The sequence below is a fragment of the Bifidobacterium [indicum] DSM 20214 = LMG 11587 genome (assembly GCF_000706765.1).
GTDB classification, from domain to species: domain Bacteria; phylum Actinomycetota; class Actinomycetes; order Actinomycetales; family Bifidobacteriaceae; genus Bombiscardovia; species Bombiscardovia coryneformis.
This window is the reverse complement of the sequence record NZ_CP006018.1, coordinates 785,301-799,150: the sequence shown is the minus strand read 5'-3', so window position 1 is coordinate 799,150 and position 13,850 is coordinate 785,301. Positions and strand designations below refer to the sequence as shown.

At 59.9% G+C, this 13,850-nt stretch carries 15 protein-coding genes; all 15 read right to left on the bottom strand.

What is annotated here, in order from left to right:
* Window position 1: 1 nt before the first annotated feature.
* The 15 genes from hisG to BINDI_RS02945 all read right to left on the bottom strand — a co-directional run bounded on the left by hisG (window position 2) and on the right by BINDI_RS02945 (window position 13,850).
* Window positions 2-853 (bottom strand): ATP phosphoribosyltransferase, encoded by an 852-nt coding sequence (hisG, locus tag BINDI_RS03015; RefSeq protein WP_033490007.1) that lies wholly within the window; start codon window positions 851-853, stop codon window positions 2-4.
* A gap of 51 nt (window positions 854-904) precedes the next feature.
* Window positions 905-1,168 (bottom strand): phosphoribosyl-ATP diphosphatase, encoded by a 264-nt coding sequence (locus BINDI_RS03010; protein ID WP_033490849.1) that lies wholly within the window; start codon window positions 1,166-1,168, stop codon window positions 905-907.
* 30 nt (window positions 1,169-1,198) lie between these two features.
* Complete coding sequence (gene rpe, locus BINDI_RS03005; protein ID WP_033490006.1) at window positions 1,199-1,864, bottom strand: ribulose-phosphate 3-epimerase; 666 nt, start codon at window positions 1,862-1,864, stop codon at window positions 1,199-1,201.
* Window positions 1,865-1,900: 36 nt separating this feature from the next.
* Window positions 1,901-2,866, bottom strand: coding sequence for a prolipoprotein diacylglyceryl transferase (lgt, locus tag BINDI_RS03000; protein WP_052108712.1), 966 nt, complete (start codon window positions 2,864-2,866; stop codon window positions 1,901-1,903).
* A gap of 37 nt (window positions 2,867-2,903) precedes the next feature.
* Entirely contained in the window at window positions 2,904-3,779 is an 876-nt protein-coding gene (gene trpA / locus BINDI_RS02995) for a tryptophan synthase subunit alpha (protein ID WP_033490847.1), read from the bottom strand.
* Complete coding sequence (gene trpB / locus BINDI_RS02990; RefSeq protein WP_033490005.1) at window positions 3,779-5,884, bottom strand: tryptophan synthase subunit beta; 2,106 nt, start codon at window positions 5,882-5,884, stop codon at window positions 3,779-3,781. The genes trpA and trpB overlap by 1 nt, the downstream gene beginning before the upstream one ends.
* Window positions 5,885-5,926: 42 nt before the next feature.
* Complete coding sequence (gene hisI / locus BINDI_RS02985; RefSeq protein WP_033490003.1) at window positions 5,927-6,361, bottom strand: phosphoribosyl-AMP cyclohydrolase; 435 nt, start codon at window positions 6,359-6,361, stop codon at window positions 5,927-5,929.
* A gap of 124 nt (window positions 6,362-6,485) precedes the next feature.
* A complete protein-coding gene (gene hisF, locus BINDI_RS02980; protein WP_033490001.1) occupies window positions 6,486-7,262 on the bottom strand; it encodes an imidazole glycerol phosphate synthase subunit HisF in 777 nt (258 codons plus the stop codon).
* Window positions 7,263-7,381: 119 nt separating this feature from the next.
* Window positions 7,382-8,569, bottom strand: coding sequence for a dual-specificity RNA methyltransferase RlmN (rlmN, locus tag BINDI_RS02975; RefSeq protein WP_033490000.1), 1,188 nt, complete (start codon window positions 8,567-8,569; stop codon window positions 7,382-7,384).
* A gap of 97 nt (window positions 8,570-8,666) precedes the next feature.
* Complete coding sequence (locus BINDI_RS02970; RefSeq protein ID WP_033489999.1) at window positions 8,667-9,656, bottom strand: phosphatidate cytidylyltransferase; 990 nt, start codon at window positions 9,654-9,656, stop codon at window positions 8,667-8,669.
* A gap of 24 nt (window positions 9,657-9,680) precedes the next feature.
* Complete coding sequence (frr, locus tag BINDI_RS02965) at window positions 9,681-10,235, bottom strand: ribosome recycling factor (protein ID WP_033489998.1); 555 nt, start codon at window positions 10,233-10,235, stop codon at window positions 9,681-9,683.
* Between the two features lie 102 nt (window positions 10,236-10,337).
* Window positions 10,338-11,150, bottom strand: a complete 813-nt coding sequence (gene pyrH, locus BINDI_RS02960) for a UMP kinase (RefSeq protein WP_081830771.1) — start codon at window positions 11,148-11,150, stop codon at window positions 10,338-10,340.
* A 230-nt stretch (window positions 11,151-11,380) separates the two neighbouring features.
* Window positions 11,381-12,235, bottom strand: a complete 855-nt coding sequence (gene tsf, locus BINDI_RS02955) for a translation elongation factor Ts (protein WP_033489997.1) — start codon at window positions 12,233-12,235, stop codon at window positions 11,381-11,383.
* A gap of 75 nt (window positions 12,236-12,310) precedes the next feature.
* Window positions 12,311-13,135: a 30S ribosomal protein S2 gene (gene rpsB, locus BINDI_RS02950; RefSeq protein WP_033489996.1), complete on the bottom strand. Its 825-nt coding sequence runs from the start codon at window positions 13,133-13,135 to the stop codon at window positions 12,311-12,313.
* A gap of 232 nt (window positions 13,136-13,367) precedes the next feature.
* Window positions 13,368-13,850 (bottom strand): peptide deformylase, encoded by a 483-nt coding sequence (locus BINDI_RS02945; protein WP_033489995.1) that lies wholly within the window; start codon window positions 13,848-13,850, stop codon window positions 13,368-13,370.

Below are 13,850 nucleotides of genomic sequence, written 5' to 3'. Positions count from 1 at the left end.
GCTACATTCTAGAGGCTTGCAGGGCCGTTACGATAATGGCGCGCGCACCGACACCATAGAGACGGTCCATGAGGTTGTTGACCTGGTCCTTCGGGACCATAGCCCTGACTGCCACCCATTGCTTGTCATGCAGGGGCGAGACCGTTGGCGACTCGAAACCGGGGGTGATACCGACGGCTTCAGCAACACGTTCGACCGGAATGTCGTAATCCATCAGCACATAACGTTGGGCGGTCAGAACCCCCTCCAGCCTGCGAGACAGGACGGACAAGCGTTCATCATCAGGCTTCAGGTGCGGCGACCTGATGAGAATTCCCTCCGAATGGAGGATGGGGTCACCAAAAACCCGAAGTCCCGCATTGCGCAGGGTGGTTCCGGTGGAGACCACATCGGCAATCAAGTCTGCCACTCCGAGCTGGACCGAGGACTCCACAGCCCCGTCCAGGTGGATCAGCTCTGCCTTGAGACCCTTGCCGGCCAGATAGTCTTCAAGCAGACGATCGAAGGAGGTCCCGATCCGCTTGCCGTCCACGTCCTCAAGGGATTTGACAGGACTGGATTCCGGGGCTGCAAATCTGAAAGTGGAGGCACCGAATCCCAACTGCATGGTCTCGACCGCGCGGGTGCCGGAGTTCAGGAGGAGATCACGACCGGTAATGCCCAGATCGACGGTGCCCAGGCCAACATAGACCGCTATGTCGTTCGGGCGGAGGTAAAAGAGCTCGATACCGTTGTCCGCATCCTCAACCACCAGTTGCCGGTCATTGGAGCGCAAACGGTAGCCGGACTCCGACAGCAGCCTCCATGCAGGCTGTGACAACATACCCTTGTTGGGCACCGCGACCTTCAGCACGGCAACCTCCTTATAGAGCGGAAGTGATTCTACGACGGGATGGTGGAAGGCTCACAGATGCCTGTATACATCCTCCAGGCTGATGCCCCGATCAATCATCATGACCTGTAGATGATACAGCAGCTGGCTCATCTCCTCGGCCGTCCTGTCCGCGCCCTCGTACTCGGCCGCAATCCAGGTTTCCCCGGCCTCCTCGACAATCTTCTTACCGATGAAATGCGTACCCTTGTCCAGCTCGTCCACGGTCAGCGAACCTGCCGGGCGGGACTCGGCCTTAGTCGAGAGTTCCTCGAACAGCTCCTCGAAGGTCTTCATCTGGTCATCCCCATTCTCCCCATGGACCAATCAGTCCCTATAGCTCTCCTGGGCGGCCTGCCGAATCTGGTCGATGGCCTTGGCCGGGTCATCTGCACCATATACGGCTGAACCCGCCACCAGGACATCGGCTCCCGCCTCTGCCACGATTGGTGCCGTAGCGGGGCTCACTCCGCCATCCACCTGGATGCGGGTATCCAGTCCCCGTGCGGTTATCTGGTCACGGAGACGACGGGTCTTGGCCATCTGATTGTCCAGGAACTTTTGCCCGCCAAAGCCCGGCTCCACGGTCATGACCAGAATCATGTCAAACTCGTCGAGAATGTCGAAAATCGGCTCGACCGGTTCGGCAGGACGCACGGCCAGGCAGGCCTTGACCCCCATGTCGTGCAATTGGCGTGCCAGCCGGACAGGAGCATGGACAGCCCCTGTATGGAAAGTGACGGATGCAACGCCCAGCTTGGCGAATTCCGGAGCCCAGCGATCGGGATCCTCGATCATCAGATGCACATCCACCGGAAGATCCGTCACCTGGCAGATGCGTTCCACCACGGGCTCACCAAGCGTCAGGTTGGGAACAAAGTGGTGGTCCATCACATCGACATGGACCATATCGGCGTTGGCAATGGCCCTGAGGTCCCTCTCCAGGTTGGCGAAATCGGCGGACAGGATGCTAGGTGCTATCTGAATGCTCATGAAGATTATTCTAGGGTGTACGACAGACCTGTGGAACTAATTCATGTCCCTGATGTCCGCATCCTTGGCCTTGGCTCCGTCACCCTTGTCCCGTCTTCCCTCGGCCTGGGCCTCCTGACGTTCCTCCAACTCGGTGATGGTTCGCAGTTTTTCAGATAGCAGAGGGGTCGGCTTGCCTGTGCGAGCAATAATCACAAGAGCGATACCCGCCAGGATGAAGACCACCACGGAAACCCAGACATTGACTCTCACACCGAGGAACTCGTGCGCGAAGTCGATACGAAGTGACTCGATCCAGGTGCGGCCCAATGTGTACCACATCACATAGAGGGCAAACAGGGAACCGGCCTTGAGTACCTTCACCGCCTTGTGTCCCACCCATACCAAGAGGGCGGCACCGATCAGATTCCAAATCATCTCATACAGGAACGTCGGATGGAACAGGGTGCCGACAGGACAGGTGGCCCCGTCATAGCACTGTTCACTACTGCCGATGGCGGAACCTGCAGCATCGATCTTCAGACCCCAAGGAAGGGTGGTCGGAGCACCGTACAGCTCCTGGTTGAACCAATTGCCCAACCGCCCAATGGCCTGGGCAACCAGGAGTGCGGGGGCCACACTATCCGCCAGGAGGGCGGTCGGATAGTTCTTGTGACGGCACCAGGCCCATGCCGCCAAGGCCCCAAGGAGCACGGCCCCCCAGATGCCCAGGCCGCCCTGCCAGATTCGTAGGATATTTGCCGGGTTGCCATTGGCCCCGAAGTACCGCTCGGGCGTGGTGACAACGTGGTAGAGCCGTGCGCCGATAATGCCGGCGGGAACCGCGCAGATGGCGATGTCCAGAATCTGATCGGACCGGCCGCCCTCCTTTTTCCAGCGGCGGGCCGTGATCCAGGCGGCCACAATGATGGCCAGGAGCATGGTCAATGCGTAGAACCGTATTGTGACCGGGCCCAGATGAATGCTGGATACCCCTGGCGATGGAATGTAGGCAAGCGTCATAAGGCCCACAGTTTAGACCCTGGGCTTTACAGCCCGCTCACTTCTTGGACTGGGAAATTCCCCAATGCAGATCGGAGCAGGTCGAAGCCAGGGCATCCAGTGCCTGCCTGCGGTCCCTGCGTGGTCTGCCCTGGTCATCCAGGAAGCAGTGCACAAGAGCCGACCCGACTATGACCCCGTCCGAATAGGTACCGACCTGGGAGGCCTGTCGAACGGTCGAAACGCCTATGCCCACGCATACGTACGGAGCTCCAGCCTGCCTGACCCTCGCCACCAGTGCTTCTGCCGACTCGGATACGCTTGCTCTTTCCCCGGTCACTCCCATCCGAGAGGTTGCGTAGACAAATCCTCTGGCTGCACGGGCCGTGAGCTGCAGACGCTCATCAGTCGAATCAGGCGAGACAAGATAGATTCGGTCAAGGCCATACCGGTCAGACTGTTCTATCCACTCCCCCGATTCGTCGACAATCAAATCAGGAGTGACCAGTCCAGCCCCGCCAGCCTCAGCCATGCGCTGGGCAAAGGTTGCCACACCGTGGTGCATGATCAGGTTCCAGTAGCTCATGACCAGGGCCTTTGCCCCGGCCTCCTGGACCTGCTGTACCGCCTCGAAAACACCCTCAACCTTGACCCCATTGTCGATGGCGCACTTGCTGGCGGCCTGAATCACCGGGCCATCCATGACAGGGTCGCTGTAGGGCAGTCCAATTTCAACGATATCGACCCCGTTTTGGACCATGACCCGCATGGCCTCCAAGGATGTGGGCACGTCGGGGAATCCGTACGGGAAGTAGCCGATGAAGGCAGGCCTGCCCTCCTGACGGAGGGTCTCCAGGGTGGTCGCCACCGGACTGATCGCACGGCTGAAACCCCTGGGCTGGGCGGGTGATTCCTGCTTTGACTGGTTGACCATCATCGGGCCTCCTCATCCACTCGACCGTTCTGGTCATGTCCGCCATCGGATTCCGGGGTTCCGGCCTCGTCCTCGGCCAGATAGCCGAACCACCTACCCGCGGTGTCCATATCCTTATCGCCCCTGCCGGAGATGTTGATCAGAATCACGGGATCCTTGACTCCCTTTGAAAGGAGATCCGCTGCGGCTTTGCTGGCACCAGCCAGGGCATGCGAGGACTCCAGAGCCGGGATTATGCCTTCGGTCCGGCAGAGTTCCCTGAAGGCCTGCATGGCTTCCTGGTCGGTCGCATAGTCGTACTTGACCCGGCCGATGTCGCGCAACCAGGCATGTTCCGGTCCGACCGAGGCGTAATCCAGACCTGCTGAAATCGAGTAGGTGTCCACGGTCTGGCCCTGTTCGTCCTCCAGGAGGTAGGACTTCGCCCCCTGAAAGACACCGACCTGACCTGTTCCAGGCGTCAGGCGGATGGCGTGCTTGCCGCTCTTGGGCCCGTTTCCACCGGCCTCGTAGGCATAGAGAGAGACGCGGGAATCATCCAGGAAGGTGTTCATGATGCCGATGGCGTTGGAACCTCCACCAACGCAGGCCACCACACCGTCAGGGTGGTCGATGCCGTAAGCGGAGAGCTGTCCGGACGCCTCTTCACCGATGATCTTCTGGAAATCCCTGACAATGGTCGGGAAGGGGTGGGGGCCTGCAACCGTACCCAGGAGGTAGTGCGTTGTCTCCACATTGGTCACCCAGTCGCGCAGGGCCTCGTTGATGGCATCCTTGAGTATCCTGGTCCCCGTGGTCACCTCGACGACCTCGGCGCCCAGCATCCGCATCCTGGCCACGTTCAGAGCCTGCCTTTGGGCATCTATCTGCCCCATGTATATCCGGCACTCCAAGCCGAGGAGGGCGCAGACGGTGGCCGTGGCCACCCCATGCTGACCGGCACCGGTCTCGGCAATGACACGTTTCTTCCCCATACGCTTGACCAGCAGACCCTGCCCCAGGGCGTTGTTGATCTTGTGGGCTCCCGTATGGTTCAGGTCCTCCCTCTTCAGGAAGACCCTGACCTGACCACCGACGCGATCACTGATCAGCTTGGCGAACCGGGGGGCAGGGGTCAGAGCGGAGGGCCTGCCGACGTAAACCTGGTTGAGTCTGCTCAGCTCCGCCTGGAAGGCCGAATCAGCCTTGGCGTCCTTGTAGACCCTTTCCAATTCGTCCAGTGCACCCACCAGAGCCTCGGGGATGTACCGTCCGCCGTAGGGGCCGAAGTACGGACCGTCATGAGTCGAGAAGGGCAAGGCCTCAGCGGCCTTGAACTTGTGACCGGCCTGGACCAGCACCCTGACCGCCCCCTCCTGGTCCTGGGCGGTGACCAGACCCTCGCCGATCAGGACCGCGTCGGCCCCGGCCCTGGCATACTGTTCAAGTTCAACCGTTCCGAAAACCCCGGATTCCGCCACCTTGACGACATCCGCAGGCAGGTTGGCGGCCAAGCGTGCATACTGGTCCACATCGACGCTCAGGTCCTTCAGGTTCCTGGCATTAATACCGATTACCTTGGCACCAGCCGCAATCGCCCGCTCGATCTCCTCACGATCATGGGTCTCGACCAGAGCGGTCAATCCCAGGCTCTCGGCCAGGGCAAGCAGGTGCTTGAGCCTGGTGTCGTCCAGGGCGGCCACAATCAGGAGGATCATGTCGGCCCCGTTGGCCCTGGACTCCCAGACCTGATAATCGGAGACGATGAAGTTCTTGTTGAGGACGGGGATGCCCACGGCCTCCCTGACCTTACGGAGGTCATCCAAGGACCCCAGGAATCGCCTGCCTTCAGTCAGGACCGATATGGCCGCGGCCCCTCCGTTGGCATACTGACGGGCAAGGGCGGCGGGATCCTTGATATCGGCAAGATACCCCTTGGAGGGGGAAGCACGCTTGATTTCCGCAATGACCGGGATGCCGGCGCTCTCCTTGAGAAGGCGGGCGACGTCCAGCGGTCTACGCTTCATCCCCCCGACCTGCTCCTTGAGCTTCTCCAGGGGAATCTCCCGTACCCGGGCCCTGGCATCCTCCACGGCACCGGCCACCAGTTCGTCCAAGACAGTCATAGAGCCCTTCCCTCCAACATCCTCTGTTTCACCTGCACAACCTTAGCGTCTTTCTGCACGCGACTCCCCCTCCACGCCAGGAATATCCGCCTGACCAAGGCCGCCTTTGACAGCCGGCAGGGGTCCTCCCGCCTCGAAGCATGACCTCGTCCCTGTATGGCAGGCCGCACCTACCTGGTCGACCTCGACAAGAAGGGCGTCACCGTCACAGTCCAGGCTAACCCCCTTTACATACTGGACGTGTCCGGAGGTATCCCCCTTGCACCAGTACTCCTGTCGGGCGCGGGACCAGAAGGTGACCCTCCCTGTGCTCATGGTTCGTCTGAGGGCCTCTTCATTCATATATCCCACCATAAGCACCTGACGACTGTCGTACTGCTGGATGACAGCGGTCACCAGACCCAATGAATCTTTCTTGAGCCGGGCCGCTATGGCCGGGTCCAACTGCGGTCCCCTATCGTCCGAAGACTGTGACATCGGTCCCCAACCTCCTTGGTTCAAGTGATTTGCCCGACCAATCCCGGGCTACCCGTCTTCCATGGTTCGGTTTTTGCGCTCGGATTGGATAATCCTCGTTGCGCCGGAATTCCAACAGATCCGGTCAGGCCTGCCATCGAACCGGGTATCCGGCCGCATGGAGCGCTTGTTTGACATCCTCGATGGAAACCTGGCCGAAGTGGAAAACAGAAGCCGCAAGAACCGCGTCGGCCCCTGCCTTGACAGCTGGAGGAAAATCGGCTGCCCGGCCGGCACCGCCACTGGCGATAAGAGGCAGGGTGACGGCCTTGCGCACATCGGAGATCATCTCAAGATCGAACCCTTGACGGGTACCATCCGCATCCATGGAATTGAGCAGAATTTCACCTGCTCCCAGCTCCTGAGCCCGCTTAACCCAATCAATGGCATCGATGCCCGTGGACCGATGCCCTCCCATGGTGGTCACTTCGTATCCTGAAGTGATTCCTTCCGCATCGGAACGGCGGGCGTCCACTGAAAGGACGAGAACCTGACGCCCAAAACGCTTGGCTATGTCACCAATGACCTGCGGGTTTGCAATGGCTGCCGTGTTGATACCGACCTTATCGGCACCTGATCGCAACAAGGTGTCGACGTCCTCGGGGGTACGCACACCTCCACCGACCGTCAGAGGGATGAAAATCTGGTCGGCGGTTCGTCTGACCAGGTCCACCATGGTGGCCCGACCATTCCCCGACGCAGTAACATCCAAAAAGGTCAGTTCGTCGGCACCCTGCTTGTAGTAAGCGGATGCCAACTCGACAGGGTCCCCTGCGTCTCGCAGATTTTTGAAATGGACACCCTTGACCACACGGCCCTGATCGACATCCAGACAGGGAATGACACGAACCGCTACCGTCATGCCATCCACCTTCCTCCCCGAATCAAGCGCCTGAATGGCATTCTATCGCCCCTACCCTTCAGCCATCAAAGCGCGTCCACATTGCAAACCGGGAGTATCCGGAGTGCGAACCTGCCTCATCAGGCCTGCAGCTTGATGGACTTGGCAGCGAGCTGCCCACAGGCACCATCAATATCCGATCCACGCGTATCCCTCATGGTTGCAGCGATACCCGCCTTGTGGAGGATGTCCAGGAAGCGTTTCTCGTCTTCCGGCTTGGATGCTGTCCAGCGCGATCCTTCAATCGGGTTCAACGGTATGGGGTTGACATGTGCCCAGTCGTCCCCGTAGTGGTTAAGCCGCTTGGCCAGAAGCTGGGCATGCTCGGCCTGGTCGTTGATGCCGCGCATCAGAGCGTACTCGATGCTCACACGCCTGCCACTTGCCAGATAGTAATCGTGTGCCGCGTCCAGGACCTGGGCGGTGTTGAAGCGTCGGTTCATGGGAACCAGTTCATCACGAAGCTTGTCGCTGGGAGCATGGAGGGATACGGCCAAACGGACCGGAATCCCCTCGTTGATCAGCTTGCGGATACCAGGGACCACACCGACCGTCGAGACGGTGATATTCCTGGCCGAGATGCCGAATCCCTTGGGTGGAAGAGCGCTGATTTGCCTCACTGCAGAAAGGACGGCCTTGTAGTTCCCCATGGGCTCCCCCATCCCCATGAAGACGATGTTGCTCAGACGACCCGGACCACCGGCGACCTGGCCTGACTGCATCATCCGGGAGGCTGCCCTGACCTGCTCGAGGATTTCGCCTGTCGACATGTTCCTGGTCAGTCCCAACTGGCCGGTTGCACAGAAGGGGCAACCCATGCCGCAACCAACCTGGCTGGAGATACACAGGGTGGCCCTGGAGGGATAGCGCATCAGTACCGACTCGATCCGCGAGCCGTCGAAGAGCTCCCAAAGGGTCTTGATGGTCGTTCCCCGATCAGCTTCCTGTACAGTGACCGGGGTAATCAACTCCGGGAAGAAGCGCTGCGCGGCCTCTGCACGGCTTGCGGCCGGGAAATCAGTGAAATCAGCCGGGTCCGTGGAGAGATGATTGAAGTAATGGTTGGCAAGCTGTGAAACGCGGAATTTCGGCAGTCCCATTCCGGTACATACTTCCTGCCGCTCCTGCTCATCCATGTCCGTGAAGTGGCGCGGCGGTTTGCCCCTTCGGGCATGGTCCGCCGCCAGGACGTCTCTGAAGGCACCGTCCCTGCCTCCCGGGGTAATGCCGGTCTCAGGTTCGGTACCGGTCACCTCAAGGTCTGTCATACCTCTACCTCATCAAGTATCTGCTGTTTACAAGGGTTGGTGCCGCTCACCCGAAGACACCAGGAGATGCACATGTGAATCGGACCATCTTTCCCGGTCACAGGCCGGTGACCAAAAGGACAAGGGTGATGAAGGGCGCAGACATAAGGATGGAATCCACCCTGTCCAAAACCCCGCCGTGCCCCTTGAGCAGATGGCCCATATCCTTGATGCCGAGGTCACGCTTAATCAGTGATGCACTCAGGTCGCCGACAGTGCCTGTCACTCCCACCATGACGCCCATGACCAGGGCCACCCACCATATCCGGCCCCACTGCGCCGAGGGGTAGGTTGACGCAAAGATGACCAAGGCTCCTATCAGGCAGCAAAGCATGGAACCGGCCAACCCCTCCAGGGACTTACTCGGCGAGATGCGGGGCGAAATTTTGTGTTTGCCGAAGAGGGATCCGAAGAGGAGACCACCGATGTCGCTCAGAGCCGGCAGGAAGATCACCATGAAGGCGTGGGCGGCCGGGTGTCCTCCTAAGGAGATCGGCAGGGTGATCAAGCAGGCCAGGAGGGTGACGTAGACGACGGTTAGGATGGTGACACCCACGTTCGCGACTGTATTTGAGCGCGATGAGACCGTATCGCCAGCATATGAAGCATCTGCCATCGTATCGGCATTCTTCCCGGACAACTTGGCATCCACGGCCTTGACCAGACGACCTCCAAGATGATGTTCGCGGGTAGCCGCAAGAGCCCCGACCAGGGCCGTGGTCAGGACACCAGCGGTCATGACTGCGACGTGATCCGATGCGTAGAAAGAGGCCAGCATGGTGGCAGCCGAGCAGACCCACAGCTCAACCACCGGTATGTGTAAGCCGACGGAGGCGAAGTCCACCCTGAGCTCCCACAGACCCAGGGTCATGAAGACGACGATCAGGTAGATGAACGCGTCTATACGAATCAGGATGCAGGCCAGGATGAGAATGACCAGAAGCGCACCCGTGGCCACCGCCTGCGGCATGTTGCGCCCGGTCCGCTTGTTCAGGGATGCGACGGCATCCTGCCCTGCCTTCTCGGCGGAACTTTCCTTAGTGCTCATGAACAGTGGATTCTCCCGAGTGGTTCAGACCTCGAGAATCTCCTTCTCCTTGGCTTCCAGCAGCTGGTCAATCGTGTCGCTTTTCTGCTTGGTGACGGTCTCCAGCTCCTTCTGGAGCCGGTTGCCCTCATCCTCGCCAAGATCCCCATCCTTGACCTTGGCTTCAAGATCCTCCTTGACCTTACGGCGGATATTGCGGACGGCGACCTTGCCTTCCTCCGCCTTGGTCTTGGCGATCTTGACATAGTCGCGGCGACGATCCTCGGTCAGCTCGGGCATGGTCACCCGGATTACGTTTCCGTCACGGTTCGGATTGACGCCCAAATCGGAATCCCTGATGGCCTTCTCCACCGCACCGGCCTGAGAAGCATCAAAGGGGGTCACAGCCAGGGTTCGGGGTTCAGGTACACCGATGGAGGCCAGAGCCTTGATCGGGGTGGGAGCACCGTAATAGTCCACCATGATGTCATTGAGGAAGGAGGGATTGGCCCTTCCGGTCCGTATACCCGCGAAGTTCTCCTTCGTGGCCTCGATGGTCTTGTCCATCTGGTCCTTGGCCTGATCCACCACTGTGGTCATGATCTGCTCCTTGCTGCTGGGTGCATTCCTGCTTATTGCAGGTTCTGCCTATCAACTACTGTAAGGCCTGTGGCCCTGCTGGGCCAAGGCGGCGGCCTGCCGTCAGAGGGCGACGTCCTCCCCGTTCATGACCAACGTGCCAAGCTCCTTACCCTGGAGGGCGCCCGTAACGTTGCCTTCCCCTTCCAGGCCGAAAACACGAATCGGCATAGAGTTGTCCCTGGCCATGGACAGGGCCGAGGCATCCATCACCGCCAGGTTGTCGACCAGGGCGCGCTGGTAGCTCAGGCGTGTGAACATGCTGGCCGAAGAGTCCTTACGGGGGTCGGAGGTGTAGACACCGTCCACGCCGTTCTTGCCCATGAGAACCTCGGAACAGTGAATCTCCAGGGCACGTTGGATGGAGACCGTATCGGTCGAGAAGTATGGAAGTCCGGCACCGGCACCAAAAATCACAACACGGCCCTTTTCCAAGTGCCTGATGGCCTTCAGGGGAATGTATGGTTCAGCGACCTGGCCCATGGTGATTGCGGTCTGAACACGCGTGGCCTGCCCCTCCTGCTCAAGGAAGTCCTGAAGGGCAAGACAGTTCATGACCGTTCCCAGCATACCCATGTAGTCGCCTCGTGAACGCTCTATGCCTGCCTGGCTGAGTTCTGCACCACGGAAGAAGTTGCCTCCGCCGACCACAATCGCCACCTGGACACCGGTCCTGACGGCCTCAACAATCTCTTTGGCCACACGCTGAACGACTTCGACGTCGATGCCGACCTGTCCGCCGCCAAAGGCCTCACCCGACAGCTTGAGAAGGACCCTCCTGGGGGTTGTATGACCACCACTTTCAACATTGTCTACGATGCACCGCAAAGAACGTCCTCCGAACGATTCGCCTTCAAGTCTGCCAGATCGGGTCATGCAAGAACCATCCTTAATGCTGATATACCAGGCCTATGAACCGTCACTCAGGCTACCTTCAAAGACCGACAACACCGGGACGGACAGGGTTCTGAAGAGGCGGGCCGTAGAACACGGCCAGTAAAGGTCTACAAAACGAGCCCCGCCGGAATACAACAAGGGAGGCGACCACACGGGCCGCCTCCCTTGAGCGGAACATCCTATCGGGCCGAAGAGGCACCGGTCACGACTTACTCCTCGTCGTCACCCGTGCCGACCTCGATGCGGGCAAAGGACAGAGCCTTGCCGCCCGTTTCCTTGAAGAGGTCGCCGACAGTCTTGGAAGAGTCCTTCACGTACTGCTGCTCAAGCAGAACACTCTCCTTGAAGAAGGCGTTCAGGCGCCCTTCGACAATCTTGGGGATGATCTGCTCGGGCTTGCCTTCAGCCTGTGACTTCTCAGTGGCCACACGACGCTCGGACTCCACCACATCAGCAGGGACGTCCTCGCGGGAGAGCCACCTGGGGCTCATGGCCGAAATCTGCAGGGCAACCTCATGAGCTACCGAGGCGCCGGCCTCATCAGTGGCAATCATGGCCACGATGGACGGGGGCATCTCAGCCGACTTCCGGTGGGCGTAGATCTCGACGTGCGGACCCTCGACCCTGGCGACCTGACCGATCTTCACATGCTCATGGAAGAGGGCACCCGCCTCCTCAACGGTATCGTTGACGGTACCGGCCTTGGAGGGAGCCTTGGAGACCTGGTCGGCATCAGAGGCGTCGGCCTTGGCCACATCCTCGATGATTTCCTTGCCGAAGTCCACGAACTGGGGGGTCTTGGCCACAAAATCGGTCTCGGAATTGAGCTCGACTGCATAGCCGATCTGTCCCTGCCCACCATCAGTGATGGTGGAGGCGATCAGACCCTCCTGGGCCTTGCGACCCTCGCGTGCTCCTGCCGCCTGGATACCGGTGGCGCGGATAATCTCCTTGGCGCGGGCGATGTCACCATCGGCCTCGGTCAGGGCCTTCTTGACGTCCATCATTCCGGCGCCGGTCTGGTCACGCAGCTCCTTGATCAGTGCAGCGGTGATCTTTGCCATAACAACTCCTCACTAAACCGCCCCGACACCCGGTCGGGACGGAAAGAAACAATATGGTGGTTCAGGAAGCCCGTATCACTCGGCTTCGGCGGCAGGAGCAGCCGGGGTCTCCTCGGCAGGCTTATCCTCGCCTTCCTTGTTCTCGAGCAGGTTCTTCTCCCACTCGGCCATGGGCTGATCACCCGTCTCTTCGGCCTTGGCGGCCTTCCCGGAACGCTCCAGAAGACCATCGGCCACGGCATCCGCCATGAGGCTGGTCAGGAGCTCCACACCGCGGATTGCATCATCGTTGGCGGGAATCGGGTAGTCGACCAGTTCGGGATCCGTGTTGGTGTCGACCAGGGCCACAACCGGGATACCCAGCTTCTTGGCCTCCGCGACCGCCAGGGCCTCCTTGTTGATGTCGACCACAAAGAGCACGGAGGGGGTACGGTTCATGTTGCGGATACCGCCCAGCTGGCGCTCCAGCTTGTCCTTCTCACGACGGAGCAGGAGCAGTTCCTTCTTGGTCAGACCGGAGCCACGGACATCGTCGAAGTCCATCTCCTCAAGTTCCTTCAAACGACCGACCCTCTTGGTGACGGTCTGGAAGTTGGTCAGCATGCCGCCCAGCCAACGCTCGGAGACGTAGGGCATGTTCACCCTGGTGGCCTGGGTCTTGATGGCTTCCTGGGCCTGCTTCTTGGTGCCGACGAAGAGGACGGTGCCGTTGTGGGCCACGGTCTCCTTGATGAAGTCGTAAGCCTTGTCGATCATGTCGAGCGACTTGAAGAGGTTGATGATGTGGATTCCGTTACGCTCCACCAGGATGTACTGCTTCATCTTGGGGTTCCAGCGACGGGTCTGATGCCCGAAGTGAACGCCGGCCTTCAACATCTCGCTCATGGTGATCTGTGCCATGTCATTGCCTTTCATTGTCGGTTATTGCCTGGTCATGCGCGCCTGCGTGCAGCTCTTGACAGGGCCGACCGACACAGGGCGTCGCGGACATGACGCGATTTATGCGTGCCTGGTTGGGTACAGGATTGCGGAAGACCACCCGTGACAGCGACTTCCACCATATGGCACACTCCTTCCAGTGTACCACCCCAGGGCGATTTCAAATCAGGTAACCGACTAGCCGTTCAGACCGTCATCGACCTGAACGAAGTTCGCGCATGGCCTTCCGCCTGGCTTCCTTCTCAAGACGATCGATGTACACGTGCCCATCCAGGTGGTCGCACTCATGCTGAATCATCCTGCCCATGATTCCGCGACCCTCCAGGGTGACGGTCTGCCCATCCAGGTTGATTCCGTGCGCCTTGGCATATTCGGCCCTTCGGGTCGGATACCAGAGATTCGGAAGGGAGAGGCAACCTTCCTCACCGTACTGCTCCCCCTGGGTCTCATCGATGACGGGATTGATGATATACCCCACCTTGCCGCCGATGTTGTAGGAGAAGACTCGCAGACCGACCCCGATCTGATTGGCCGACAGACCAGCCCTGCCTGGATCATCAACGGTGTCGACCAGGTCCTGCACCAGACTCCTCACGGCCGGTGTAATGGTCTTGACCGGATCGCAGGGGGTGCGCAACACCGGGTCGGGAACCACTCTGATCGTACGAATCGCCAC

What these genes read in the sequence shown, in the direction of transcription:
- rlmN (WP_033490000.1), bottom strand. Translation starts at nt 8,569, where the DNA reads ATGACAGACCTTGAGGTGACCGGTACCGAACCTGAGACCGGCATTACC.
- BINDI_RS02970 (WP_033489999.1), bottom strand. Translation starts at nt 9,656, where the DNA reads ATGAGCACTAAGGAAAGTTCCGCCGAGAAGGCAGGGCAGGATGCCGTC.
- hisI (WP_033490003.1), bottom strand. Translation starts at nt 6,361, where the DNA reads ATGTCACAGTCTTCGGACGATAGGGGACCGCAGTTGGACCCGGCCATA.
- trpB (WP_033490005.1), bottom strand. Translation starts at nt 5,884, where the DNA reads ATGACTGTCTTGGACGAACTGGTGGCCGGTGCCGTGGAGGATGCCAGG.
- BINDI_RS03010 (WP_033490849.1), bottom strand. Translation starts at nt 1,168, where the DNA reads ATGAAGACCTTCGAGGAGCTGTTCGAGGAACTCTCGACTAAGGCCGAG.
- rpe (WP_033490006.1), bottom strand. Translation starts at nt 1,864, where the DNA reads ATGAGCATTCAGATAGCACCTAGCATCCTGTCCGCCGATTTCGCCAAC.
- rpsB (WP_033489996.1), bottom strand. Translation starts at nt 13,135, where the DNA reads ATGGCACAGATCACCATGAGCGAGATGTTGAAGGCCGGCGTTCACTTC.
- hisF (WP_033490001.1), bottom strand. Translation starts at nt 7,262, where the DNA reads ATGACGGTAGCGGTTCGTGTCATTCCCTGTCTGGATGTCGATCAGGGC.
- frr (WP_033489998.1), bottom strand. Translation starts at nt 10,235, where the DNA reads ATGACCACAGTGGTGGATCAGGCCAAGGACCAGATGGACAAGACCATC.
- tsf (WP_033489997.1), bottom strand. Translation starts at nt 12,235, where the DNA reads ATGGCAAAGATCACCGCTGCACTGATCAAGGAGCTGCGTGACCAGACC.
- lgt (WP_052108712.1), bottom strand. Translation starts at nt 2,866, where the DNA reads ATGACGCTTGCCTACATTCCATCGCCAGGGGTATCCAGCATTCATCTG.
- pyrH (WP_081830771.1), bottom strand. Translation starts at nt 11,150, where the DNA reads ATGACCCGATCTGGCAGACTTGAAGGCGAATCGTTCGGAGGACGTTCT.
- trpA (WP_033490847.1), bottom strand. Translation starts at nt 3,779, where the DNA reads ATGGTCAACCAGTCAAAGCAGGAATCACCCGCCCAGCCCAGGGGTTTC.